Origin of the sequence: Herbaspirillum sp. SJZ107 (assembly GCF_006715485.1) — a bacterium.
GTDB lineage: Bacteria > Pseudomonadota > Gammaproteobacteria > Burkholderiales > Burkholderiaceae_D > Telluria.
The window spans coordinates 274,771-298,993 of record NZ_VFNH01000003.1 but is presented as its reverse complement, the minus strand read 5'-3'; the positions used below and the strand labels follow the sequence as shown (position 1 = coordinate 298,993).

24 protein-coding genes, 1 pseudogene and 1 riboswitch are annotated in these 24,223 nt (G+C 66.0%); of the genes and pseudogenes, 16 read left to right on the top strand and 9 right to left on the bottom strand.

Annotated features, from left to right (window positions below; translation table 11 throughout):
- The first annotated feature begins 115 nt into the window (after positions 1-115).
- Entirely contained in the window at positions 116-985 is an 870-nt protein-coding gene (locus FBX97_RS19460; protein WP_141835401.1) for a hypothetical protein, read from the top strand.
- Positions 986-1,295: 310 nt separating this feature from the next.
- Here the strand turns inward: FBX97_RS19460 and FBX97_RS19455 are convergent, their stop codons facing one another.
- Entirely contained in the window at positions 1,296-2,069 is a 774-nt protein-coding gene (locus tag FBX97_RS19455) for a helix-turn-helix domain-containing protein (RefSeq protein ID WP_141835399.1), read from the bottom strand.
- Between the two features lie 90 nt (positions 2,070-2,159).
- Between FBX97_RS19455 and FBX97_RS19450 the strand changes: the two genes are divergently transcribed.
- Positions 2,160-2,927 (top strand): class I SAM-dependent methyltransferase, encoded by a 768-nt coding sequence (locus tag FBX97_RS19450; protein WP_141835396.1) that lies wholly within the window; start codon positions 2,160-2,162, stop codon positions 2,925-2,927.
- 196 nt (positions 2,928-3,123) lie between these two features.
- Positions 3,124-3,248, top strand: a pseudogene (locus tag FBX97_RS19445) (DUF933 domain-containing protein); the annotation flags it as partial.
- Between the two features lie 78 nt (positions 3,249-3,326).
- Here FBX97_RS19445 and FBX97_RS19440 read toward each other — a convergent pair.
- Together FBX97_RS19440 and FBX97_RS19435 are read right to left on the bottom strand one after the other, a co-directional pair.
- Positions 3,327-3,494, bottom strand: a complete 168-nt coding sequence (locus tag FBX97_RS19440; RefSeq protein WP_141837056.1) for a DUF2256 domain-containing protein — start codon at positions 3,492-3,494, stop codon at positions 3,327-3,329.
- Between the two features lie 38 nt (positions 3,495-3,532).
- A complete protein-coding gene (locus tag FBX97_RS19435) occupies positions 3,533-5,194 on the bottom strand; it encodes a GMC oxidoreductase (RefSeq protein ID WP_141835393.1) in 1,662 nt (553 codons plus the stop codon).
- A 279-nt stretch (positions 5,195-5,473) separates the two neighbouring features.
- Between FBX97_RS19435 and FBX97_RS19430 the strand changes: the two genes are divergently transcribed.
- Positions 5,474-7,462 carry a PhoX family phosphatase gene (locus tag FBX97_RS19430; protein WP_141835390.1) on the top strand — a complete coding sequence of 663 codons (1,989 nt, stop codon included), beginning with the start codon at positions 5,474-5,476 and terminating at the stop codon, positions 7,460-7,462.
- 132 nt (positions 7,463-7,594) lie between these two features.
- Here the strand turns inward: FBX97_RS19430 and thiE are convergent, their stop codons facing one another.
- The 5 genes from thiE to thiC are packed head-to-tail and all read right to left on the bottom strand — an operon-like array spanning position 7,595 to position 11,860.
- Positions 7,595-8,203, bottom strand: coding sequence for a thiamine phosphate synthase (thiE, locus tag FBX97_RS19425; protein WP_141835387.1), 609 nt, complete (start codon positions 8,201-8,203; stop codon positions 7,595-7,597).
- A gap of 10 nt (positions 8,204-8,213) precedes the next feature.
- Positions 8,214-8,960: a hydroxymethylpyrimidine/phosphomethylpyrimidine kinase gene (locus FBX97_RS19420; protein ID WP_141835385.1), complete on the bottom strand. Its 747-nt coding sequence runs from the start codon at positions 8,958-8,960 to the stop codon at positions 8,214-8,216.
- Positions 8,960-9,754 carry a thiazole synthase gene (locus tag FBX97_RS19415; RefSeq protein ID WP_141835382.1) on the bottom strand — a complete coding sequence of 265 codons (795 nt, stop codon included), beginning with the start codon at positions 9,752-9,754 and terminating at the stop codon, positions 8,960-8,962. Before FBX97_RS19415 ends, FBX97_RS19420 begins: the two co-directional genes overlap by 1 nt.
- Positions 9,755-9,773: 19 nt before the next feature.
- Complete coding sequence (gene thiS, locus FBX97_RS19410; protein WP_141835380.1) at positions 9,774-9,977, bottom strand: sulfur carrier protein ThiS; 204 nt, start codon at positions 9,975-9,977, stop codon at positions 9,774-9,776.
- Positions 9,978-9,979: 2 nt separating this feature from the next.
- Positions 9,980-11,860, bottom strand: a complete 1,881-nt coding sequence (gene thiC / locus FBX97_RS19405) for a phosphomethylpyrimidine synthase ThiC (protein WP_141835377.1) — start codon at positions 11,858-11,860, stop codon at positions 9,980-9,982.
- A gap of 79 nt (positions 11,861-11,939) precedes the next feature.
- A riboswitch (TPP riboswitch) is annotated at positions 11,940-12,040 on the bottom strand.
- Positions 12,041-12,158: 118 nt separating this feature from the next.
- On the opposite strand from thiC, the gene FBX97_RS19400 reads away from it, so the two are divergent.
- The 3 genes from FBX97_RS19400 to FBX97_RS19390 all read left to right on the top strand — a co-directional run bounded on the left by FBX97_RS19400 (position 12,159) and on the right by FBX97_RS19390 (position 14,825).
- On the top strand, positions 12,159-13,004 hold the full coding sequence (locus tag FBX97_RS19400) for an MOSC domain-containing protein (RefSeq protein WP_141835374.1): 846 nt from the start codon (positions 12,159-12,161) through the stop codon (positions 13,002-13,004).
- The gene (locus tag FBX97_RS19395) at positions 13,004-13,612 is read left to right on the top strand and encodes a hypothetical protein (protein WP_141835372.1); all 609 of its coding nucleotides are present in this window, start codon (positions 13,004-13,006) and stop codon (positions 13,610-13,612) included. Before FBX97_RS19400 ends, FBX97_RS19395 begins: the two co-directional genes overlap by 1 nt.
- 97 nt (positions 13,613-13,709) lie before the next feature.
- On the top strand, positions 13,710-14,825 hold the full coding sequence (locus FBX97_RS19390; RefSeq protein WP_141835369.1) for a diguanylate cyclase: 1,116 nt from the start codon (positions 13,710-13,712) through the stop codon (positions 14,823-14,825).
- A 13-nt stretch (positions 14,826-14,838) separates the two neighbouring features.
- Here FBX97_RS19390 and FBX97_RS19385 read toward each other — a convergent pair whose 3' ends face one another.
- Positions 14,839-16,821 carry a cation:proton antiporter gene (locus FBX97_RS19385; RefSeq protein ID WP_141835365.1) on the bottom strand — a complete coding sequence of 661 codons (1,983 nt, stop codon included), beginning with the start codon at positions 16,819-16,821 and terminating at the stop codon, positions 14,839-14,841.
- An 85-nt stretch (positions 16,822-16,906) separates the two neighbouring features.
- Between FBX97_RS19385 and FBX97_RS19380 the strand changes: the two genes are divergently transcribed.
- The 9 genes from FBX97_RS19380 to FBX97_RS19340 all read left to right on the top strand — a co-directional run bounded on the left by FBX97_RS19380 (position 16,907) and on the right by FBX97_RS19340 (position 24,223).
- The gene (locus FBX97_RS19380) at positions 16,907-17,929 is read left to right on the top strand and encodes an SIS domain-containing protein (protein ID WP_370457294.1); all 1,023 of its coding nucleotides are present in this window, start codon (positions 16,907-16,909) and stop codon (positions 17,927-17,929) included.
- The gene (locus tag FBX97_RS19375; protein ID WP_255517556.1) at positions 17,929-18,462 is read left to right on the top strand and encodes an HAD family hydrolase; all 534 of its coding nucleotides are present in this window, start codon (positions 17,929-17,931) and stop codon (positions 18,460-18,462) included. The genes FBX97_RS19380 and FBX97_RS19375 overlap by 1 nt, the downstream gene beginning before the upstream one ends.
- Before the next feature lie 27 nt (positions 18,463-18,489).
- On the top strand, positions 18,490-19,092 hold the full coding sequence (gene lptC / locus FBX97_RS19370) for an LPS export ABC transporter periplasmic protein LptC (protein ID WP_141835359.1): 603 nt from the start codon (positions 18,490-18,492) through the stop codon (positions 19,090-19,092).
- A 27-nt stretch (positions 19,093-19,119) separates the two neighbouring features.
- Positions 19,120-19,701 (top strand): lipopolysaccharide transport periplasmic protein LptA, encoded by a 582-nt coding sequence (gene lptA, locus FBX97_RS19365; RefSeq protein ID WP_141835356.1) that lies wholly within the window; start codon positions 19,120-19,122, stop codon positions 19,699-19,701.
- Positions 19,702-19,723: 22 nt separating this feature from the next.
- Positions 19,724-20,329, top strand: a complete 606-nt coding sequence (lptA, locus tag FBX97_RS19360; RefSeq protein WP_141835352.1) for a lipopolysaccharide transport periplasmic protein LptA — start codon at positions 19,724-19,726, stop codon at positions 20,327-20,329.
- Positions 20,329-21,105 carry an LPS export ABC transporter ATP-binding protein gene (lptB, locus tag FBX97_RS19355; protein WP_141835342.1) on the top strand — a complete coding sequence of 259 codons (777 nt, stop codon included), beginning with the start codon at positions 20,329-20,331 and terminating at the stop codon, positions 21,103-21,105. The genes lptA (FBX97_RS19360) and lptB overlap by 1 nt, the downstream gene beginning before the upstream one ends.
- A gap of 2 nt (positions 21,106-21,107) precedes the next feature.
- On the top strand, positions 21,108-22,601 hold the full coding sequence (locus FBX97_RS19350; protein ID WP_141835339.1) for an RNA polymerase factor sigma-54: 1,494 nt from the start codon (positions 21,108-21,110) through the stop codon (positions 22,599-22,601).
- Positions 22,602-22,670: 69 nt separating this feature from the next.
- A complete protein-coding gene (hpf, locus tag FBX97_RS19345; RefSeq protein ID WP_141835336.1) occupies positions 22,671-23,030 on the top strand; it encodes a ribosome hibernation-promoting factor, HPF/YfiA family in 360 nt (119 codons plus the stop codon).
- Between the two features lie 107 nt (positions 23,031-23,137).
- Positions 23,138-24,223, top strand: a complete 1,086-nt coding sequence (locus tag FBX97_RS19340) for an enoyl-CoA hydratase/isomerase family protein (protein ID WP_141835333.1) — start codon at positions 23,138-23,140, stop codon at positions 24,221-24,223.

The window sequence follows — 24,223 nt, the reverse complement described above, 5'->3', positions numbered from 1 at the left end:
CGCTTTTGGTAGCCGAGATGAAAACGAACCATCGGCACAAGAACCCCATCCATGCGTTGTATGATGAGCAAGAAAAGGGAGTGTTTCATGTCTAACTTGGCGATGAGAAGAACAAATGAGTGACGTTGTTTTGCGTGAGAAGGATCTGTCTGCATTCGAACGCGCCCTCGGTCAATGCCGAGCGTGGACTGCTGAGCACCAAGTTGAAGTAGGCGCAATGGAGATGGCACTTGGAGCAGCAGTGCTCTCTTGGGGAGTCATGAGCGGGCAAGTTGTACTAGGGCACGACTTGGAAGCGAGCAGGCTTGCTGACATTGGTGGCATGGTAGGGATTGGGGGCGGGGCGGCCGGAGCAACCGCGCTGGCGGCAACGCTGCTCAAGGGGGTTTTCGTTGGCGGAGTCGGGTTGGTTGCGGGCGTTACGTGCATTCCAGCGATTGCATTGATTGGCGGCGGGGCGACAATCCTTGGCAGCTTTGGTTACGTTATCGGGGATATGATCGGCAGAGTGCTCCACCCGCCCAAAGGATTCGCTGAGTTGTTGTCTGGCGGGGCGATTGTCGCAGTCGGTGTGGCCCTTATGATTGATGGTGCTCGGCGCATCGTGCGAGACGAACGAGTTCTGGCCACAGCATCAAAATTTGGAGACGGTGTTATCAAATTAGCTCCGCAGGCGTCGGAGGTGGTGATCGCAACCTGGGATGACCTGCAACGCTTGCTACAGGAATTCGCTGAAAGTCCATCAGCATATGGAACGGGAGGCGCCACCGCTATCGGAGGCGCTGCTATTGGAAGTGCTATCGCCGCAAGCTCCGTAACCGTATTCGGGTCGAGCACTCTTGGTGCTACAGCACTTTCACTTGGTCTTGTTTCTGCACCGGTCTGGCCCGTTGTAGTGGGCGGGGCCGCTGGACTGGCCCTCGGTTTGGCCGCATGGAAAAGTATCAGGCGCATCCAGGGCCGAGGAAAGAATGCCAGAAATTGAGTCTTGTTTGCTGGACTACGCTGACTTTTATTAGCGATGAAGAAATCGTTTGCAATGAGAGCTGACGAATCAGCCATGAGGTGCCAGCTGTTGTTTGCGATTTTCGCCACTGCCAAGGATTCGGGAGCATGACAGCGTTCGAGAGTGTTAAACCGGGTACAACACCGGGTATGAAATGGGTCGGTAAGCGGCTGACGTCTTAAAAATCAAAGGCTAAAGCTGCTACTTGCCGTTCAACGTCTAAGCAACACCGATTGCCGGCAAATGCCGGCAGACAAAAGCCCGGTCTTCCCGCGAAGCCGGGCTTTTTTCATGCCGCCGGCGCCAGGCACACCAGCTTGATCTCCCGCTGCGCAGCCACCAGCAGCGTCGTCTGCACGAACGTCAAGGTTCCCCGCACCGGGTGCCGGAACTGCCGCTCTCCGCCTTCCCGTCCCAGCACGTCCTGCCTGTGCCAGCACTGCGCAAACAATGCGCTGTCCCGGCACAACGCATCCACCAGCGCCTTCATCTCCACATCCCCCGGCCGCCGATGAAAATCCGCCCGGAACTCGGCCGCCAGCCGCGCCGCACGGGTCTCCCAATCCGCGATGAGGGCCCGCGCCACCGGCGACAGGAACACGTAGCGCAGCAGGTTCCGGTCCTGCGCCTGCTCATCCAGCCAGCCGGCGAACAGCTCAGACGCGGCATCGTTCCAGGCGCGCGCCGTCCACGCATGGTCGAGCAGGTAAGAAGGCACGGACATCAACTCCGGCAGCGCCAGCAGGGCCGGGGACAGTCCGTCGACCGCTTCGTCGGCAGCGCTGGGATCCTTCTTGCCCGCCAGGTCGAACAGCGATGCCCGTTCGGCCGCGGACAGTTGCAGCGCCTCGGCCAGGCGCGCCAGCGCGGCGCTTGATGCGCGCACCTCGCGGCCCTGTTCCAGCCAGGTGATCCAGGTGACGCCCAGCCCGGCCGCGTCGGCCAGTTCCTCGCGCCGCAATCCGGGCGTGCGGCGGCGGCCGCCCGTCCTGGCCGGCGTCAGGCGTTCGCGATGGGCGCGGATGAAGGCACCGAGCATCTGCCGTTGTTCTGCATCGTTCATGGCGTTATTTATACCAGGATAACCAGGCTCCTTGTAACAGTTAAACAGCCGGCCGACAATCGGTTTCCACCCTTCTTTTCCGGAGACCTCATGACAAGCGATACGCACAACGCCGCAGTGCTCGAACAATACGATTCCCGGGCCCAGGCCTACCTGTCCAGTGCCGTGCACGCGCAGGGCGAGGACCTGGCCTTGATGGCAAGCCTGGTCGGGCAACGTCCGGATGCGGTGGCGCTGGACATGGGATGTGGCGGCGGCCACGTCGCGTTCCGGCTGGCGCCGCTGGTGAGCAAGGTCGTCGCCTGTGACTTGTCGGCGGCGATGCTGGATACCGTCGCCGCGGAGGCGCGCAAGCGCGGCCTGGACAATATCGTCACGGAGCAGAGCGCGGCCGAGGCGCTGCCCTGCCCATCGGCCTCGTTCGACGTGGTCGCCACCCGCTACAGCGCGCATCACTGGGGCGATGTCGCTGCGGGCTTGGCGCAGATGGCGCGTACCGTGAAGCCCGGCGGCATCGGGATCTTCATGGATGTCGTGTCGCCCGGCCAGCCCTTGTTGGATACCTGGCTGCAGGCCATCGAGCTGCTGCGCGACCCTTCGCATGTGCGCAATGCCTCGCTGGCGGAGTGGCAGGCGGCGCTGGCGGCTGCCGGCTTCGCGGTGGAGCAGGTGGCGACCTATAAACTGCGGCTGGCGTTCGGACCGTGGATCAAGCGCATGCGCACGCCCGAGGTCCACGTCGCGGCGATCCGTTCGCTGCAGCAGCGAGCGTCAAACGAGGTGCGCGACCATTTCCGGATCGAGGCGGACGGCAGCTTTACCGTCGATACGGTCCTGATCCAGGCGCGCAAGGCCTGATCAGGCCAGCCGGTCCGCCAAGTCCTGCGCCAGTCCGCACACGGCGAGGGTCGAATCCCACGACCCCACTGTCGGGAACAGCGCCGCGCCGGTCACGTACATCGCCAACGCGGATCGGGCCGCAGCCGGTTTCCAGCGTCGTCACGCGGCCTTCGCAGTCGTGCAGCAGCTGCCGAGCAGATGGCGCTGATCTACCTCGTTTCATGACTACATCGCGTACAAGGGTGAGTCGGGCGCGAAAGGGGCTGGCAAGATGCGGGCTGAGGGCAAGAATGCATCGTCAAGGATGGGGATGTGTTGAACTTCCTGTTCAACGTGTAAGCCGGCACCTGGCATCTGGTTCGCCTGCGGAAACGACCCCCTTTTCCTGAGGGCAGAACCGGCTTTGCGTCTCGAACATCAATCCTCGTCCTGCACGGCCCTGGCGCTTGCCGGCCCGGTAGCACGACGGCACCGTTCCGAGCAGTACTTGACGTTCTCCCAGTCGCGCGCCCATTTCTTGCGCCATGAGAACGGCAGGGCGCAGTGCGCGCACGTCTTGCACGGCAGCTCGGATTTTTTGCGCATCTTCATACAAACATTGTATAGCCATCGTGCGGCACAGTTCAGGCAATCCGGTCCGCCAGGTCCTGCGCCAGCCCGCACACGGCCAGGGTCGGATTCCACGCCCCGGCCGTCGGGAACAGCGCCGCGCCGGTGACATGCACGTTGGCTACCCCGTGCGGCCGGTAATCCAGTCCCACCACCGAGCCTGACGGGTCCTCGCCGATCCACAGCGGCGATGCCTCGTCCACGACCAGGTGCGAGCGTACCTGGCGGCGTGGCGGCCGCACATCATGCCAGCAACCCGACTGGCCTTCGTCGATCCAGTATTCGACAGCGCTAGGCGCCGCCGCATCGCGGCTGGCCAGTGCGGCGATCGTCTGGCATACCGCGTCGTCCATCACATCCCATAAGGCCGCTTCCATCGGCCCCGCCTGCAGCTGTACCGTCATATTCGTGGTCGGATCGGTGCCGCCATCCAGCCGCATCCAGTTGTCGCCATGCGCCTCGCCGATTTCCCCCAGCGCCGTGCACGCGAACAGCACCCAGTCCTCCGATCCCTGAAATTGGGCCAGCGACGGCACGGCATCCGGCGCCTCGGCCGCAATCGTGGCCGCGTCACGCGCCGGATCCGAAGAAGCAAAGGCACTCACCTGCACCTGATACTGCAAGCCATTCTCCGCCCGCCCAAGCAGCACATGCGCTCCCAGTTCCAGCGCCCCGGCCTGGCGAAACGCCGAGCGCGGCACCCGCGCCGTGAAGCGCGACATCAGGTGGCCGGTATAGCGCTTGCCGGCGTTCGGCAGCAGGGCGCCGAAGGAATTCATCAGCAGCGTCGCCGACGGGATCGCGCCCATCGCCAGCACGATCTTCGCATCACCGATGCGGATCGGGCCGCAGCCGGTTTCCAGCGTCGTCACGCGGCCGTCGCCGTCGTGCAGCAGCAGTTCGACCGTGCAGCGGTCGACGATCGCCAGCTCGCGGCCCTGTCCGCAGGCTGCCAATGCTTTCTGGCGCTGCTGCAGGCCGAGCAGGGTGCCGACGGTGGAGAATTTGTGGAAGCCGGCGCCCGGGCGCTCGTCGTGCTGCACCGCCAGCGGCGCCGCGCCGGCGTCCAGCGCCGAGGGCACGCAGCGTTTGAAATTTTCGCGCAGGCGGGTGTCGAGCTGGCGCTGCAGGCTGCCGTAGACGCTGTCGTCGATGCAGTCGGCGCCGGTCACGTGCAGGAAAGCGCGCGCATCGTCCCAGAAGCCGGGTTTTACGGTGCGCTCGACCAGGGCTTGCGGCCAGCCGCGCAACTGGTCCGGCTGCGGCGCCGTGCACCAGCCGTGCCAGCAGGTGGAGCGGCCACCCAGCATCGGGATCATCCCGTCCTGGGTCAGGTGGGCGTCGGTTGCCATCGCCGCGCTGCGGGTCCAGGGGTAGGTGGTGGCGTCGCCGGCGATGGCGCGCAAGGCGGCGGGCAGCGTCTGCACGTGGGCCGGCAGCCAGTAGCCGCCGCGTTCCAGCACCAGGATCGCGGCGTGCGGGTTGCGTGCCAGCGTGCGTTCGATGAAGGCGACGCCGGCGGGGCCGGTGCCGATCACGATGACATCGTAGTGCGCGGCCTGCACCTGTTGCCAGCCGGTGCAGTAGGCGTTGCCGATGAGCTGGCCGGCGCCCGGCGATTGCGGGCCGGGGGCAGGGTAGCCGCGGGATGGAGTGGGGTGGGGACGGGTGGACATATGCAGCCTCCTCGGGTGAGCGCGCCAGTCGGGCAATGCAGTGGGAGTACCCCTGAAAAATAATCCAAGGGAAATGTCACAGTTCCGTCTCAGCTAAAACAGTTGCGATGCATCAAGGCCAGCAGGCGGCGAGACTGAGGTATTTACAACACTTCAAATTTTTCGATGTCACACAGCGGTTAAATTCGTGTCATGAAGGTGACATACGCGGCCACTAAGCTCTCCCGGATTCCGTGCCCCATTGCGCGGCCCTCCCATTGAATCCAGGAGCTTTGAAGAATGAACGCGAATACCGATCTGTCCCGCCGCCGCCTGCTGCGTCTCCTCGGCGCCACGCCGATGCTGCCGATCGGCGCCGGCAGCGTGGCTGCCATGCTGTCCGCCTGCGGCGGCGGTGACGACAGCCCGGCAAGCACCACGCCGCCGACCCAGACCACGCCGACGGTGACCCTGGCCGGCGTGTCATTCAGCGCGATGGCGGCGCCGTCGCTGGCGGATGCCGCCGCGATGGCCACGACCACGGTCGGCTCGACCATGACGGTCAATTTCAGCGACAGCAGCAAGCTCGATTTCAAGCTGTCCTACAAACCCTTCTTCATCACCGGCGACGCGGTCCCGAACGGCAGCGGCGGCACCATCGTCGCCGGCGGCTACTACGACATCAACAACAAGCCGATCATCGACACCACCGTGGCCGGCAGCGAACGCCAGTTCTTCTCGGATTCGCCGGACGGCACCTCGCTGCTGACCGTCCCGAACGCCAGCGTGGCCGGCATCAAGGGCAACCCGGTGTTCGCCGTGGTGCAGTTCGAGTACACCAGCTTCGCCCAGGACGCCAAGACCGACATGTACGGCCGCCTGCCGTCGCCGATCGCCGTGCTGACCCTGGACCAGGACAAGAGCAGCGGCAAGCTGTCGCTGGTGAAGTACCACAACGTCGACACCTCCGGCGTGAACGGCCTGTGGATCACCTGCGGCGCCAGCCTGTCGCCGTGGGGCACCCACCTGTCGAGCGAGGAATACGAGCCGAACGCCTTTACGGCCGCCAGCGACGCCCAGTTCAAGGCCTACAGCAAGAACCTGTACGGCGACGAGACCAAGGCCAATCCGTACAACTACGGCCACCTCCCGGAAATCACCGTCAACCCGGACGGCACCGGCAGCATCAAGAAGCACTACTGCATGGGCCGCATCTCGCACGAGCTGGTGCAGGTGATGGGCGACAACCGCACCGTGCTGATGGGCGACGACGCCACCAACAGCGGCTACTTCGTGTTCGTGGCCGACAAGGAAAAAGACCTGTCCTCGGGTTCGCTGTACGTGGCCAAGGTCGGTGCCGGCTTCTCGCTGGACCCGGCCGCCGCCGCCGCGCCGCTCACCTGGATCAAGCTCGGCTCGGCCACCAGCGACGAGATCCGCGCGCTGGCCGCATCGACCAAGCCGACCGACATCATGGACGTCAGGACCGCCGACCCGCAGGACGCGACCTATTCCAAGGTCACTTCCAACGGCCGTGTCGAGTGGCTCAAGCTGAAGCAGGGCATGGAGAAGGCCGCCGCCTTCCTGGAAACCCACCGCTACGCCGCGCTGGTCGGCGCGTCGATGGGCTTCACCAAGATGGAAGGCACGACCGTCAACCTGAAGGACAAGGTGGCCTACTCGGCGCTGGCCAACTGCAACGGCTCGATGGTGGCCGGCAGCTCGACCAACGTGCCAGGCAACGGCATCTCGATCCCGAAGGCGCTGACCGCCGGTGCGGTGATGATGCTGAACCTGAAGGGCGGCCAGAAGGACATCGCGGGCGGCACCATCAACAGCGAGTGGATGCCGGTCGATACCAAGGCGCTGCTGGTCGGCGAAGACATCGCCGCCGACGCCCTCGGCAACACCGCCAACCCGGACAAGATCGCCAGCCCGGACAACCTGAAGTTCTCGGAAAAGATGCGCACCCTGTTCATCGGCGAGGACAGCGGCAACCACGTCAACAACTTCCTGTGGGCCTACAACGTCGACACCAAGGCGCTGACCCGCATCCTGTCGACGCCGTCGGGCGCCGAATCGACCGGCCTGCATGCGGTCGACGACATCAACGGCTGGACCTACATCATGAGCAACTTCCAGCACCCGGGCGACTGGAGCAGCAGCCTGCACGCCAAGGTGAAGGACACGCTGGATCCGCTGGTGAAGGCCAACTACAAGAACAAGTTCGGCGCGGCGGTCGGGTATCTGACTGCGGATCTGAGCCAGTTCAAGTTGGCCAAGGCGTGATCGAAGTCGTCGGCCGATAAGCCGTCGCTCCCGTCGATACGACGTCATCCCCGCGTAGGCGGGGATCCAAGTTCTGCCTGCAATTCGACGGCTCGAAAAACTTGGGTTCCCGCCTTCGCGGGAACGACGTTTTCAGGTAAACAATCCAGCAAACTTCCGCGCAGCTTCGTACGGCTCCTCCGCGCCATACACACTGCTGATCGCCGCCACCATATCCGCCCCGCGCTCCACCAGCGGCCGCGCATTCTCCACCGTCATCCCGCCGATCACCACCACCGGCACCTGCAACGCTTCCTTCGCCCGCGCCACGATATCGGGCGGCGTACTGACCTCATACACCTTCACGCGCGACGGATAGAACCCGCCGAACGCCACATAGCTCGCCCCCGCCGCCTGCGCCGCCAAGGCCAGCTCGAACTGCCCGTAGCACGACGCCCCGACGATCTTGTCCGGCCCCAGCGCCGCCCGCACCTGCGCCACCGACGCATCGGTTCCGCCCACGTGTACCCCGTCCGCATCCAGCCGCAGGCACAGGTCCAGGTGGTCGTTGATCACCAGCGGCCGCTCGTGGCGGCGGCACAGCGCGAGCAGGGCGCCCGCCTGTTCCGCGCGCAGCGGTTCGGATGCCGTCTTGTGGCGGTACTGGACCAGCGCCGCGCCGCCCTCCAGTGCGCGCCGTGTCGCCTCCAGCAGGCGGTCGGTGTCGTCCCAGTCGGGCGTGACTAGATAGAGTCCTCGCATTGTCATCTCCTCAAGCGTGGAGCCGGCGCGGGATGCGCTGGCCCGGTGCGATCATGTAAGAAGTGGCCAGCGCCTGGTGGCAGTAGCGCTGGGCGTTTTCCAGCGCGACTGCCATGGCCTCGCCCAGCGCCAGCCGGGCCGCGATGGCGGATGCCAGCGTGCAGCCGCTGCCATGGAATTCGCCGGGCAGGCGTGGCCAGCGCCACGCGCGACCATTCCCGGCGCCGGTCCAGCGGTTGACGACCTCGTCGCCATCGCCATGGCCGCCGGTCACCAGCACGTGCGGACAATCGACCGCGCCGATTGCCGCCGCTTCCGGCCCGTTCGGCACCAGCACCGTGGCCAGCGCCAGCAGCGGCGCCAATGCCGCCAGCGCATTGCCGCGCGCCAGTGGGTCGCCGTGGCCGCTGGCCAGCACCGGGTCGAGCACCAGCGGCAGCACCGGGTCGCGCTCGCGCAGGCGCGCGACGATGGCGGCGATGGCCTCGGCATTCGCCCGGTTGCCCGGAATGCCGGCCTTGACCGCGCAGATCGGCATGCTCGCGGCCAGCAGGGTGGCCTGGCGCGTCAGCAGGCCGGCATCGACCGGCACCACCTCGTGCACGCGGTTGTTGTCCTGCACGGTGAGCGCGGTGACGATGGCCAGCGCATGCACACCCTGCGCCGAAATCGCCTCGATGTCGGCCTGGATGCCGGCCCCGCCCGACGGGTCGAGGCCGGCGAACACCAGCACGCAGGGCCGGGCCGCTTCAGCCATCACACCCGTCCCGCCATCGGCGACGAGGGCGAGGCCGCGAAGCGCCGTGCCATGCGGCCGGCCAGATACGCTTCGCGCCCGGCTTCGACCGCCAGGCACATCGCGCGCGCCATCCGCACCGGGTCCTGCGCCAGCGCGATGGCGCTGTTCATCAGCACGCCATCGCAGCCCAGTTCCATCGCCACCGCCGCGTCGGACGCGGTGCCGACGCCGGCGTCGACCAGTACCGGCACCCTGGCCTGGTCGATGATCAGCGACAGGTTCCACGGGTTGAGGATGCCCATCCCGGAGCCGATCAGCGAGGCCAGCGGCATCACCGCCACGCAGCCGATCTCCTCCAGCATCCTGGCCTGGATCGGGTCGTCGCTGCAGTAGACCATCACGTCGAAGCCGTCGCGCACCAGGGTCTCGGCAGCGCGCAGGGTTTCCGGCATGTTCGGGAACAGGGTCTTGTCGTCGCCCAGCACTTCGAGCTTGACCAGCTTGTGCCCGCCGAGCAGTTCGCGCGCCAGCTGCAGCGTGTAGACCGCATCCTTGGCGGTGTAGCAGCCCGCCGTGTTGGGCAGGATGGTGTAGCGCGACGGCGGAACCACGTCGAGCAGGTTCGGCGCATTCGGGTCCTGGCCGATGTTCACGCGGCGGATCGCCACGGTGATGATCTCCGCTTCGGCCGCATCAAGGGCAGCGCGCGTCTGCTCGAGGTCGCGGTATTTGCCGCTGCCAACCAGCAGGCGGGAACGGTACTGCTTGCCGGCGATGGTCAAGGGCCGGTCTTCACGCATGTTGTCATTCATAATAGTCTCCGTACAGGATTCAGCCGCCGCCGATGGCACGCACCACGTCGACCTTGTCGTGCGCCGCCAGCGGTGTCGCGGCCCAGCGCTCGCGCGGCACCACGCTGCGGTTCACGGCCAGCGCCAATGCTTGCCCGGCCAGCCCGAGCGAGGCGACCAGGTCGTGCAGGCTGCCGCCTGCGGGCACCGCGTGGACGGCGCCGTTCAATTCGATTTCCAGCATGCTCACGCCTTCTGGTACAGCTCTGCGCCGTTGCGCATGAACTCGACCGCCTTCACCTGCATGCCCTGCGCCGCGTAGTCGCGCACTTCCTGCGTGATCTTCATCGAGCAGAAGTGCGGGCCGCACATCGAGCAGAAGTGGGCCACCTTGCTGGATTCCTTGGGCAGGGTCTCGTCGTGGAAGGCTTTCGCCTTGTCCGGGTCGAGGCCGATGTTGAACTGGTCTTCCCAGCGGAATTCGAAGCGCGCTTTCGACAGCGCGTTGTCGCGGATCTGGGCGCCCGGATGGCCCTTGCCCAGGTCGGCCGCGTGCGCCGCGATCTTGTACGTGATGATGCCGTCCTTGACGTCGTCCTTGTCGGGCAGGCCGAGGTGCTCCTTGGGCGTCACGTAGCACAGCATGGCGGTGCCGTACCAGCCGATGTTGGCGGCGCCGATGCCGGAGGTGATGTGGTCGTAGCCGGGGGCGATGTCGGTGGTCAGCGGGCCCAGGGTGTAGAAGGGCGCTTCGTGGCACTGCTCCAGCTGCAGGTCCATGTTCTCCTTGATCAGGTGCAGCGGCACGTGGCCCGGACCCTCGATCATGGTCTGCACGTCGTGCTTCCAGGCGATCTGCGTGAGTTCGCCGAGGGTGCGCAGTTCTGCCAGCTGGGCGTCGTCGTTGGCGTCGTAGATCGAGCCCGGGCGCAGGCCATCGCCCAGGCTGAAGGCGACGTCGTAGGCCTTCATGATTTCGCAGATCTCTTCGAAGTGCGTGTACAGGAAGGATTCCTTGTGATGCGCCAGGCACCACTTGGCCATGATCGAGCCGCCGCGCGAGACGATGCCGGTCAGGCGGTTCGCCGTCATCGGCACGAAGGGCAGGCGCACGCCGGCGTGGATGGTGAAGTAGTCGACGCCTTGCTCGGCCTGTTCGATCAGGGTGTCGCGGTACATCTCCCAGGTCAGGTCCTCGGCCTTGCCGTTCACCTTTTCCAGCGCCTGGTACAGCGGTACGGTGCCGATCGGGACCGGGCTGTTACGCAGGATCCACTCGCGCGTCTCGTGGATATGCTTGCCGGTGGAGAGGTCCATCACGGTGTCGCCGCCCCAGCGGATGGCCCAGGTCATCTTTTCGACTTCCTCGCCGATCGAGGAGGTGACCGCCGAGTTGCCGATATTGGCGTTGATTTTCACCAGGAAGTTGCGGCCGATGATCATCGGCTCCGATTCCGGGTGGTTGATGTTGTTCGGCAGGATGGCACGGCCGCGGGCGATCTCGTCGCGCACGAATTCGGGGGTGATCTCGCGCGGGATCGCTGCGCCGAACGACTGGCCCGCATGCTGGCGCCCGATCATCTGGGCCATGCGCTTGCCGGTGGGGCCGGCCGCTTCCAGCGTGGCGAGGTATTCCTGGCGCCGCAGGTTTTCGCGCACGGCGACAAATTCCATCTCGGGCGTGACGATCCCCTGGCGCGCGTAATGCATCTGGGTGACGTTGCGGCCGGGGAGGGCGCGGCGCGGCTTGCGCTGCAGGTGGAAGCGCAGCTCGGCCAGCTTGGGGTCGTTCAGGCGCGCGTTGCCGTAGTCAGAAGTGGGGCCGGGCAGTTCGACGGTGTCGCCGCGCTCGCCGATCCAGCCGGCGCGCAGCGGGGCCAGGCCGGAGCGGATGTCGATGCGCGCCTCGGGGTCGGTGTAGGGACCGGAGGTGTCGTACACCCACAGCGGCGGATTCGGTTCATGGCCGAACGACGCCGGCGTGTCGGCCTGGCGGATTTCGCGCATCGGCACGCGGATGTCGGGACGGCTGCCCGTGACATACACCTTGCGCGAGTTCGGCAACGGGTTGATGGCAGCGGCATCGACGGTGGCGCTGGCGGAGAGGAATTTCGGATCGGCGTTCAAGTGCACTCCTTTGGTCACTGAGGATCGGCGATCCAGCGTGAGGAGTGCGGAGCAGGCTTGCCGGCCGGGAGGCGCGTGCATGCAGACTCTGTAGCTTCCCTTCGCTGGCATTATCCAGATCAGGTTCGAAGGGTATGTCTCACCCGCGCGGTTGATGGCGCAGGACCCCTAGCGTTGTTGTCGCTTCATGCAAATCGAAGGCGACGAGCGGAGTGTACGTCGGTTTTTAAAAGATGGCAATCCATCGTATGCGATACTATCCGCCTGCCTGTTTGTCCTGCCATCCGCCCGCACCACCATGCCCACGCTTACCCAACTCATCCTCTACCCGATCAAATCCTGCGCCGGCATGCCGGTCCCTGCCGCCACGCTGCTCGATGCCGGCCTGTCCGCGCAGGGCGTGCACGACCGCGAATGGATGGTGGTGCTGGAAGACGGCCAGTTCCTCACCCAGCGCGAATACCCGCGCATGGCGCTGATCAGGCCTCGTCCGGACGGCGACTCTCTGCACGTGAGCATGCCCGGCCAGCCCGACATCAAACTGCCGCTGGCCTGGAGCGGCACCGAAACGCCGCGCCGGGTCCGCGTCTGGGACGACCTGGTCGACGCCGCCGATTGCGGCGAGGCCGCGGCCGCCTGGTTCAGTGCGGCGCTCGGCACCGCCTGCCGCCTGGTGCGCTTCCGCCGCGACATCCACCGGCCGACCAGCGTCAAGTGGACCGGCGGCGTCGCCTCGCAGACCCGCTTCGCCGACGGCTATCCGCTGCTGCTGATCGGCCAGGCCTCGCTCGACGACCTGAATGTGCGTCTGCGTGGCGCCGGACGGGCGCCGCTGCCGATGGACCGCTTCCGCCCCAACCTGGTGGTCGACGGCCTGGAAGCCTTCGAAGAGGATTACCTGGAAGCGCTGCACGACGCGGACCTCGCGATCCGGCCGGTAAAGCCCTGCGCGCGCTGCCCGATCCCGTCGATCGACCAGGCCACCGCCATCCCCGGCCCCGACCCGCTCGACATCCTGCAGACCTACCGCGCCAACGCCCGCATGGAAGGCGCGGTGTGCATCGGCATGAACTGCATCGTGGTGCGTGGGGCCGGCACCGAATTGCGCGTGGGGCAGGTGCTGGACGCGGAGCTTGCCTTTTGATGGCGGCACGTCCGCTAGTGATTCTGCTGCACGGCGTCGGCAGCACCCCTGCCGCGATGGCGCCGCTGGCCGACCGGATCGCATTGGCGCTGCCCGGGGCCGTGATCGCCGCACCGCCAGCCGCCTTGCCCTACGACCTGGGCGAACAGGGTCATCAATGGTTCTCGGTCGACGGCATCACCGAGGACAATCGCCCGGCGCGCATCCAGGCTGCGTTACCCGCTTTCGTCGACACCATCCGCGGCCTGCAGCGCGCGCACGGCGCGGCGCCCGAGAACACCGTGCTGGCCGGATTCTCGCAGGGCGCAATCATGGCGCTGGCGGCATGCACGGATACCTGGCTGGCGCGCCACGTGGTCGCCATCGCCGGCCGCTTCGCACCGCTGCCCGACGCATGGGAAGGGCGCACGGCAGTCAGCCTGGTCCACGGCACGATGGATGGCACCGTGCCGGCCGATCACAGCCGCCGCGCGGCCGCGCGCCTGGCCGAACTCGGGGCCGACGTGCACCTCGACCTGGTGCCGCGTGCGGTGCACATGCTGGCGCCGCCAATCGTGGAAGCCGCAATCAATGCCCTGGCACGGCCGCCGCGATTGGCGCCGATCTGACGTTCCGGCAACGCTTGCCTCATCTTTACGCCTTTTCGGTTTCCAAGGCGGCCGAGTTAGCGTAATGTTTGAGGTTATTGCTGAGAGGGAACGAACAATGCATGAGCGTGGCGCCAGTGTGCGCGAGTTAATCGCCGAGAACGAGGCTTTGCGGCGCCAGCTTTCCAGCCTGATCGACCAGGCCGAGAGCAACCACGCCATCATGATGCGGCACCAGGCCTTCGACCTCGAACTGGTCGGCGCCGGCAGCTTCCGCGAGCTGGTCGAGACCATCTTCCGCGAGTTGCCGATCGTTTCCAGCCTCGACATCGTGACCCTGTCGCTGGTCGACACCGGCGCCGACATCTATACCGTGATGCACAAGCTGGGCATGGATTTCGAGACCCTGCCTGACCTGCTGTTCTGCGAATACCAGGACGCGCTCGGCTACGACCTGGCGGGCGCCACCCCCAAGCCGGTCCTGGGCCTGTACAACCCGGCGCTGCACAACATGGCGTTTCCGCAGCCTCCGGCAGGACTGGCCAGCGTCGCGCTGGTGCCGCTGCTGCGCAACAAGCGCCTGCTGGGCAGCCTGAACCTCGGCAGCCGCGACCCGGGCCGCTTCACGCCCATCCTCGGCACCGATTTCGTCGAGCACATGGGGTCGATCATCGCAATCTGCCTGGAAAACGTGATCAGCAACGAGATGCTGAAGTACATCGGCCTGACCGATGCGCTGACCGGCGTCTACAACCGGCGCTACATGGACCGGCGCCTGGGCGAGGAGATCGCGCGTGCGCGGCGCCAGGCCTACCGGCTCTCGTGCATGTACATCGACGTCGATCATTTCAAGCAGGTCAATGACACCTGGGGCCACCAGTCCGGCGACGACGTGCTGCGCGAAGTCGCGGCCCGGATCAAGGCCGAGCTGCGCATGTCGGATGCGCTCGGCCGCTTCGGCGGCGAGGAATTCGTGGTGGTGCTGATCGACGCCGACCTGGACAGCGCCAGCCTGGTCGCCCAGCGCATCCGCGCCAGCGTCGCCGACCAGCCGTTCGTGGTGGGGGAGGGGCAGATGCTGTCGGTATCGGTCTCGATCGGCGTGGCGACGCTGGACGATTTCGAGCGCGACCATCCGATCGAGGGCGTGGCGCAGCAGCTGGTGGCGCAGGCCGACCAGGCGCTGTACGCCGCCAAGGTCAACGGCCGCAACCGCGTCGTCGCCTACGGCTGACGCTACCCTGGTGCTACCTTAATAAGCGGCCTTCGGCCCGCGTGACGGCCGACCCGGTCCCGCGCAGCACCACCACATCCCCGGCCCGCAACTCGGTATCCCGCCCCGGCTCGATCCGCTCCTGCCCGCGCCGCACCGCCGTCACCTCGGCCCCGACTTCGTCCAATTGCAGCTCGGCGATGCAGCGCCCGACCGCGCCGGCATCGTCCTTCAGCGTCACCGAATGCAGCCTGACCCAGCTGTGCTCGGGATCGTCCGAGACGTCGCCGGCGCCGTGGAAGAAGCCGCGCAGCGAGGCATAGCGTTCGTCGCGCGCGGCCTGCACCCGGTGCACCACGCGCCGCAGCGGCACGCCCATCACCACCAGCGCGTGCGAGGCCAGCATCAGGCTCGATTCCAGCGCTTCCGGCACCACCTCGGTGGCCCCGGCCTTTTTCAGCACCTCGAGTTCGGTGTCGTCGTGGGCGCGCACGATCACCGGCAGCGCGGGCGCCAGTTCGTGCACCAGGTGCAGCACCTTGACCGCCAGGCGGGTGTCGGCAAAGGTGATCACCAGGGCGCTGGCGCGGTTGATACCGGCCGCGATCAGGCTTTCGCGCCGCGTGCAGTCGCCGTACGAGACGTTGACGCCGGCGGTGCGCGCTTCCTGCACCCGTTCGGGATCGAGGTCGAGCGCGTACCACGGCAGCTTTTCCTCGGACAGCAGCGTCGCCAGGCTCTGGCCGCTGCGCCCGAAGCCGGCGATGATCACGTGCTTCTGGGCCGCCATCGTGCGGCTGGCCAGCTGCGTCAATTGCAGCGATTGCAGCATCCATTCGTTGGACGCGACCTTCATCGCGATCTTGTCCATGTTGGCGATGATGAAGGGCGCGGCCAGCATCGACAGCACCATCGAGGCCAGCACCAGCTGGATCAGGAAGGGATCGATCAGCTTCGAGCCGGATGCCAGGTTCAGCAGCACGAAGCCGAATTCGCCGGCCTGGGCCAGCGCCAGGCCGGTACGCATGGCCACGCCGTCCGAGGAGCCGAAGGCCTTGGCCAGCGCCGCGATCAGGGCGAATTTGAGCAGTACCGGCAGCACCAGCAACAGCAGCACGACATACCAGTTCTGCAGCACCAGGCGCAGGTCGAGCAGCATGCCGATGGTGATGAAGAACAGGCCGAGCAGCACGTCGCGGAAGGGTTTGATGTCTTCTTCCACCTGATGCTTGTAGGGCGTCTCGGAGATCAGCATGCCGGCGACAAAAGCGCCGAGTGCCATCGACAGGCCCGCGTGTTCGGTAATCCAGGCCGCGCCCAGCGTCACCAGGAGCAGGTTCAGCATGAACAGTTCCTGCGAGCGGCGCTTGACCACGATGGTGAACCAGCTGCGCATCAGCTTCTGGCCGAAGAACAGCAGCAGCGCCAGCACGGCGGCGGCCTTGACCGCGGCCCAGCCCAGGGTCATGGCCAGTTCCTCGGCCGGCCTGGCCAGCGACGGGATCAGGATCAGCAGCGGCACCACGGCGAGGTCCTGGAACAGCAGGATGCCGATGATGCGCCGTCCGTGCTGGCTTTCCAGCTCCAGGCGCTCGGTCAGGAGTTTGGAGACGATGGCGGTGGAGGACATCGCCAGCGCGCCGCCCAGGGCCAGCGCGGCCTGCCAGCCGATGTGGACCGGCAGCGGCAGATACTGCAGCGCGAGCGCGCCCAGCACCGTCACCAGGATCGTCAGCGCCACCTGGGCCAGCCCGAGTCCGAACACGATGCGCCGCATCGCGCGCAGCTGGGCCAGCGAAAACTCGAGGCCGATCGAAAACATCAGGAACACGACGCCGAATTCGGCCAGGCCGTGGGTCGTGGGGCCGTTGTCGGCCAGCTTCAAGGCGTTCGGCCCGATCAGGACGCCCACCGCCAGGTAACCCAGCATCGGCGGCAGGTGCAGCATGCGGAAGGCGACCACGCCGAGCACGGCGCTGCCCAGTAAAAGTAGGGTGAGTTCGAGGCCTGAAGTCATCCGGTCAACCCGCCTTGTCCGGGAATGTTGTTGTTTGTTACGACTGGCAAGTTTCTTGCTTTCCCAATTCGGATATACTTTCCATATGAGTGTAACCCATGAAAAAATAATGCTGACAAGTTTTGACGCGGCAAAGGCCCAGCGCGCACTGGACCTGGCCCGCGACGCCCTGCAGATCGAGGGCGAGGCAATCCGCAAACTGACCGAGCGTCTCGGCCAGGACGACAGCGTGCCGCGCGCGGTGGCGCTGATGGAAGCCTGCAAGGGCCGCGTGGTGGTCTCGGGCATCGGCAAGTCCGGCCACATCGGGCGCAAGATCGCCGCGACGCTGGCCTCGACCGGCACCCCGGCGCTGTTCCTGCACCCGGCCGAAGCCGCCCACGGCGACCTCGGCATGGTCACCCCGCAGGACGTGCTGATCGCGATTTCGTATTCCGGCGAGAGCAGCGAGCTGGCGGTGGTGATCCCGGCGGTCAAGCGCATGGGCGTGCCCGTGATCGCGATGACCGGCAAGCCGGAATCGCGCCTGGCGACCATCGCCGACGTGCACCTCGACGTCTCGGTCGAGAAGGAAGCCTGCCCGCTGAACCTGGCGCCGACCGCCAGCACCACGGTCACGCTGGCGCTGGGCGATGCGCTCGCGGTGGCGCTGCTCGAGCTGCGCGGCTTCAAGTCCGAAGATTTTGCATTGTCGCACCCGGGCGGCGCGCTGGGACGCCGTCTGCTGACGCGCGTCGCCGACGTGATGCGCAGCGGCGACGCGGTGCCGAAGGTTGCCCCGGATGCGCTCCTGCTCGATGCGCTGCTGGAAATCTCGAACAAGGGCATGGGCATGACCGCGGTCGTCGACGCCGATGGCCGTCCGGTCGGCGTATTCACCGATGGCGACCTGCGCCGCCTGATCGCCAAGGTCCAGGATTTCAGCAAGGTCGTGATCCGCGACGTCATGCACGCCGATCCGCGCCGCATCCACCCGGAGCAGCTGGCGGTCGACGCCGTCGCCGTGATGGAAGAGTTCCGCATCAACCAGATGCTGGTGGTCGACGCCGACGATAAACTGGTCGGTGCGCTGCACATCCACGACCTGACCCGCGCCAAGGTGATCTGATGGTCACGCCTTTAGCCCACATGGAACGCGCGGCGCGTGTCAAGGTCATGATCTTCGACGTCGACGGCGTACTGACCGACGGCAGCCTGACCTACAACGCCGACGGCGAAATCACCAAGACCTTCTTCGTGCTGGACGGCCTCGGCATCCAGCTGCTGAACCGCACCGGCGTGCGCACGGCGATCATCAGCGCCAGGAATTCGCCGATCGTCGTCAAGCGCGCGGCCGACCTCGGGATCACCCACGTGTTCCAGGGCCAGCACGACAAGCGCATCGCGTTTGCCGAGCTGCTCGAGAAGACCGGCGTGACGGCCGAAGAGTGCGGCTACATCGGCGACGACGTGATCGACCTGCCGCTGCTCACCCGCGTCGGCTTCGCGGTCACGGTGCCGAGCGGCCATCCGGAAGTGCAGCACCGCGCGCACTACGTGACCAAAAACCCGGGCGGACGCGGCGCCGTGCGCGAAGTGTGCGACCTGGTGATGCGCGCCCAGGGCACCTACGACCAGGCGCTCGCGCCGTATTTCGGTTGATCGAACCCACGGATAACGGATAACGTCATGGCACCGGCACACTACAAACGGACCGCGCACCGGGGCAAGCTCCTGGCCCTGATGCTGAGCGCGCTGTTCTTCGCCTTCGGCAGCTTCTGGCTGCTGCAGATCATGAGCAGCGACGGCGGCGGCGGACCGGTCAACGTGGGCAACGATCCCGACTACATCGTCGAGAACTTCAGCTTCGTGCGCATGGCCGAAACCGGCAAGCCGCGCTACGTGATCTCGGGCGAGCGCCTGACCCACCGCCCGGCCGACAACAGCTCGGTGATCGAGAAGCCGGTGGTGCAGGGCCTGAACACCGAGCATCCGCCGATGACCATGACCGCCCAGCACGCGCTGGTCAGCCAGAACCAGAACCAGGTCGACCTGAGCGGCGACGTCGACATCCAGCGGCCCGGCGCCGCCAACGCACGGCCGCTGCGCGTGCGCACCCAGGCGCTGACCTTCCTGCCCGACGAGGACATCGCCAAGACCGACCGGGCGATCGAAATGAAGGTGGGCACGGCGACCGCGCACGGCGTCGGCATGGTCGCCAACAACGCCACGCAACAGGTGGAGCTGGGCGGACGCGGGAAGATCGTCTTCCCGCCACGCAGCGCACGCTGATATGCACGCAATGAGGAACCGCATCCAATGAACAAGATCTTTGCCACCGCAGCACTGTTCGTGCCCCTGGCCGTGGCCAGCCTGCCTGCGTCGGCGGAACGCGCCGATTCGCTCAAGCCGACTTCCATCAAGTTCGCCGATGCCCACATCGACGAGGCCACCCAGACCCGCACCTTCACCGGCGGCGTGGTGCTGACCCGCGGCACGCTCACGGTGATGGCCGACAAGGCGGTGGCCACCGAGACGCCCGACGGCTACAGCTACCTGACCCTGACCGCGGCGCCGGGCAAGTTCGTGAGCTTCCGCCAGAAGAGCGACCGCGGTCCCGACCAGTGGTTCGAAGGGCGGGCCGAGCGCATCGAATACGACGACCGCGCCGAACTGGTGAAACTGTTCTCGAAGGCCGTCATCAAACAGAGCGAAGGCCCGACGGTGACCCAGGAAATGGACAGCGAATACATCGCCTACGACAGCCGCAAGGAACTGCTGGTCGGGTACAACGACCCCACCGGCGCCAGCGTGCCCGGCAAGGGCCGCGGCACCATGATCTACCAGCCGCTGCGCAAGACCGCGGCCGCTGCCCCGGCCGCGCCGGCCGTGGTGCGCTGATATCTACAAGGACCTGCATTCAATGAAAAAAACAATCGCCGTCGTCGCGCTGTCGCTGGCGGCCCTGAACGCCGCGGCCGAACGCGCGGATGCGCAAAAGCAGGCCGCCATCGAGTTCGACCAGGCCCACATCGACGAAGTCACCCAGATCCGCACGCTGACCGGGCGGGTGGTGCTCACGCGCGGTACCCTGACGGTCAAGTCGGACAAGGCGGTGCTCAAGGAATCGCCCGAAGGCTATATGGTCCTGACCCTGACGGCGGCGCCGGGCAAGGTCGCCACCTTCCGCCAGAAGCGCGACGGCGGCCCCAACCTGTGGGTCGAGGGCCAGGCCCAGCGCATCGAATACGACGAGCGCACCGAACTCGTGAAGCTGTTCTCGGACGCCACTGTGCGCCAGCTCGAGAACGGCCGCCTGTCGAGCGAAGTGAACGGCGCCTTCATCTCCTACGACAACCGCACCGAACAGGCGAACGTCGGCGGCAATGCCGGTGGCCAGAGCCAGCCGGGGCAGGGCCGCAACACGCTGATCCTTGCACCGCGCCGCGGCGCGGCCGCACCGGCGGCCACCCCGGCGCCGGCCGCGGGCAATCCGGCAGAGTCGTCTTCGTCTTCAGGAAAGCAATAATGGAATTACGCGCAGAAGCCACCGCCATCCAGGCCGGCAGCAGCACCCTGACCGCCAAGGGCCTCCAGAAAAGCTACGGCAAGCGCCTGGTGGTCCGCGACGTCTCGCTGCAGGTCGCCTGCGGCGAAGTGGTCGGCCTGCTGGGCCCGAACGGCGCCGGCAAGACCACCTCGTTCTACATGATCGTCGGCCTGGTGCCGTCGGACGCCGGCAGCATCGACATCAACGGCAACGACGTCACCGGCCTGCCGATCCACCGCCGCGCCTTGCTCGGCCTGTCCTACCTGCCGCAGGAAGCCTCGGTGTTCCGCAAGCTGACGGTCGAAGAAAACATCCGCGCCGTGCTGGAACTGCAGCGCGAGAACGGCAAGGCCTTGTCCAAGGCGCGCATCACCGAGCGCCTGAACGAACTGCTCGCCGAACTGCAGATCGAGAAGCTGCGCGAGAACCCGGCGCTGTCGCTGTCGGGCGGCGAGCGGCGCCGCGTCGAGATCGCGCGCGCGCTGGCGACCAACCCGCGCTTCGTGCTGCTCGACGAACCGTTCGCCGGCGTCGATCCGATCGCGGTGATCGAGATCCAGCGCATCGTGCGCTTCCTGAAGGAGCGCGGCATCGGCGTCCTGATCACGGACCACAACGTGCGCGAGACGCTCGGTATCTGCGACCGCGCTTACATCATCAACCAGGGCGCGGTGCTCGCATCCGGACGCCCCGACGATATCATCGCCAATGAATCGGTCCGCCGCGTCTACCTGGGTGAACATTTCCGGATGTAGTCATGAAACAGACGCTGCAACTCAAGACATCACAGCACCTTGCACTGACCCCGCAACTGCAGCAGTCGATCCGGCTGCTGCAGCTGTCCACCCTCGAATTGCACCAGGAGATCGAGCAGGTCCTGAGCGATAACCCGCTGCTCGAGCGGCTCGACGATCCGCTCGACCGTTCGGTGCGCCTGCTGGCCGACGGCGCCATCAACCACAATGCCGCCACGCCGGGCGAGGCGCCGGCGCCGGGCCAGGCCGCGAATGGGGAAGAGGGCAACGGCAGCGGCAACGGCAGCGAAGGCGAAGCGCCGGAAGGCGGCGCAGACGACGGCGGCAGCGGCGACGGCGATGGCGGCGACTGGGGCGAGCCCGGCCGCGGCAGCGGCGGCGACGACGAAGATGGCCGCCCGCAGCTCGAAGCCAGCCCGGTCACCCTGCGCGAACATCTGATGGAACAGGTGCGCATGACCTGCAGCGCGGCGCGCGACTGTGCGCTGGTCGAGCTGGTGGTCGACGCGCTCGACGACAACGGCTACCTGGAAGAACCGCTGGACGACATTTACGCACGCCTGCCGGAAGAGCTGGAAATCGAATTCGACGAGCTGCGCACCGCACTGGCGATGGTGCAGAGCATGGACCCGCCGGGCGTGGGCGCGCGCAGCGCGGCCGAGTGCCTGGCGCTGCAGATCCGCCGCATGCCGGGCGTGCCGCTGGTCACCCGGCGCATGGCGCTGACCATCGTCGAAAAGTACCTCACCTGGTTCGCGCAGCGCGAATTCAACAAGCTGAAAAAGGCGCTCGACTGCGACGACGAAGACCTGCGCGAAGCCCAGGCCGTCATCCGCCAGTGCAATCCGCACCCGGGCGCGGCCTTCGCGTCCGACGTGTCCGACTACGTGGTGCCGGACGTGATCGTGCGCCGCGCCAAGGACGGCTGGAGCGTGCAGCTGAATCCCGACGTGATGCCGCGCCTGCGCGTCAACAGCCTGTACGCGCAGGCGCTCAAGCAGGGCAAATCGGAGACCCAGCTGGGCGCGCAACTGCAGGAAGCGAAGTGGCTCATCAAGAACATGCGCCAGCGTTTCGACACCATCCTGCGCGTGGCCCAGGCCATCGTCGACCGCCAGCGCAACTTTTTCTCGCACGGCGCGGTTGCCATGCGGCCCCTTGTTTTACGCGAGATAGCTGATACACTAGGTCTACACGAGAGCACGATCTCTCGCGTAACAACGCAGAAATACATGCTGACACCGCACGGCATGTTCGAGCTGAAGTACTTTTTTGGGAGCCACGTGGCGACCGAAGCAGGGGGCGAAGCCTCCTCGACGGCGATTCGTGCGCTCATCGTGCAACTCACAGGAGCCGAAGACCCCAAGAATCCATTATCCGATAGCAAGATCGCGGAAATGCTGGGGGAACAGGGAATGGTCATTGCGCGCCGTACGGTCGCAAAGTATCGCGAAGCGTTAAAAATCCCGCCCGTCAGCCTCCGCAAATCTCTGTAACAGCAGCTGTCCGCTGCGCGCACTTTTTATCAGCGTTCGGACAGCCGCGCATTTTCAGGAGGAGTGTGTATGAATCTCACCATCAGTGGTCATCATCTCGATGTCACCCCCGCCATCCGTGAATACGTACAGAACAAGCTGGAACGCATTACCCGCCATTTCGATCAAGTGATCGACTCCCACGTCATCCTCTGCATCGACAATCTTACCCAGAAAGACAAACGCCAGAAGGCCGAGATCAACCTGCGTGTTGCCGGCAAGATCCTCCATATCACGAGCGCCGCGCATGACCTGTACGCCGCGATCGACATGTTGATGGACCGCCTCGACCGCCAGGTCGTCAAATACAAACAGATGCTGCAAAATCATAGTCACACCGCGCTCAAGCGCCTGACTGAAGAAGGAGGCGAGGCTCCGGCCACGGCATAGACTGCCGGCTGCAGCACCGTAGACTAAGGGCGCACATCGGCGCCCTTTTTGCTTTTTGGCGCCCTCTGCACGTTACAATGTTATTTTAAAATCCATAAAAAAATAACATGAGTGAAACCGTGGAGACCCGGATCGCCAATGGCACCGGCATCATTACCCTGAACCGGCCGAAAGCCCTGAATTCGCTGTCGCTCGACATGGTGCGGGCATTGACCGAAGCACTGCTGGCCTGGCGCGACGATACTGCCGTGGCGGCGGTACTCATCCGCAGCAGCAGCGAAAAAGCCCTGTGCGCCGGCGGCGACATCCGTTTCTTTCACCAGGTCGGGCAGTTGCCACCGCAGGGCGGCAGTGCGCTGCTCGAGGATTTCTTCACCGAAGAATACGCACTGAATCACCTGATTCATTTCTATCCGAAACCGTATATTGCGCTGATGGATGGCGTGGTGATGGGCGGCGGCATGGGCATTTCCCAGGGCGGCCCGGAGTGCGCGCTGCGCATCGTTACCGAGCGCACGAAAATGGCGATGCCCGAGGTGAACATCGGCATGTTCCCCGACGTCGGCGGCAGCCATTTCCTGTCGCACGCGCCGGGACGGCTGGGCTGGTACCTCGGCCTCAGCGGCGCCACCATCGGCGCCGCCGACGCGCTCTACGTGGGCCTGGCCGATGTGTTCGTCCCGTCGGCACAGCTGCCGGCCCTGGATGCGCTGCTGGCGTCGACGCCCGGCTCGGATGTGCCCGCTGCGATCCGCAGGTTTGCCGCATCGTTCGCGGGCCAGGCCGGCAGCAGCGAACTGCAGGCGCAGCGAGCGCTGATCGACCGCTGCTTCGGCGCCGCCTCGGTGGCGGACACCATGGCCGCACTAGAACAGGAAACCGACCCGTTCGCGCACAAGGCGCTGGCCGCGATGCGCCAGCGCTCGCCGCTGATGATGTGCGTGACTGACGAACTGCTGGTGCGCGGCGCGTCGCTCGGCGTCGCCGATTGCCTGCGCCTGGAACGCGCGCTGGTGCGCCGCACCTTCGAGCATGGCGAGATCCTGGAAGGCGTACGCGCCCTCGTCATCGACAAGGACAATGCGCCGCACTGGAATCCGCCGGCGCTGGAGCAGGTCACGCTCGGGATGGTGGCGGACTTCTTTGCGCCGGTGTGGCCGGCGCATGCGCATCCACTGCGCCATCTCGACTAG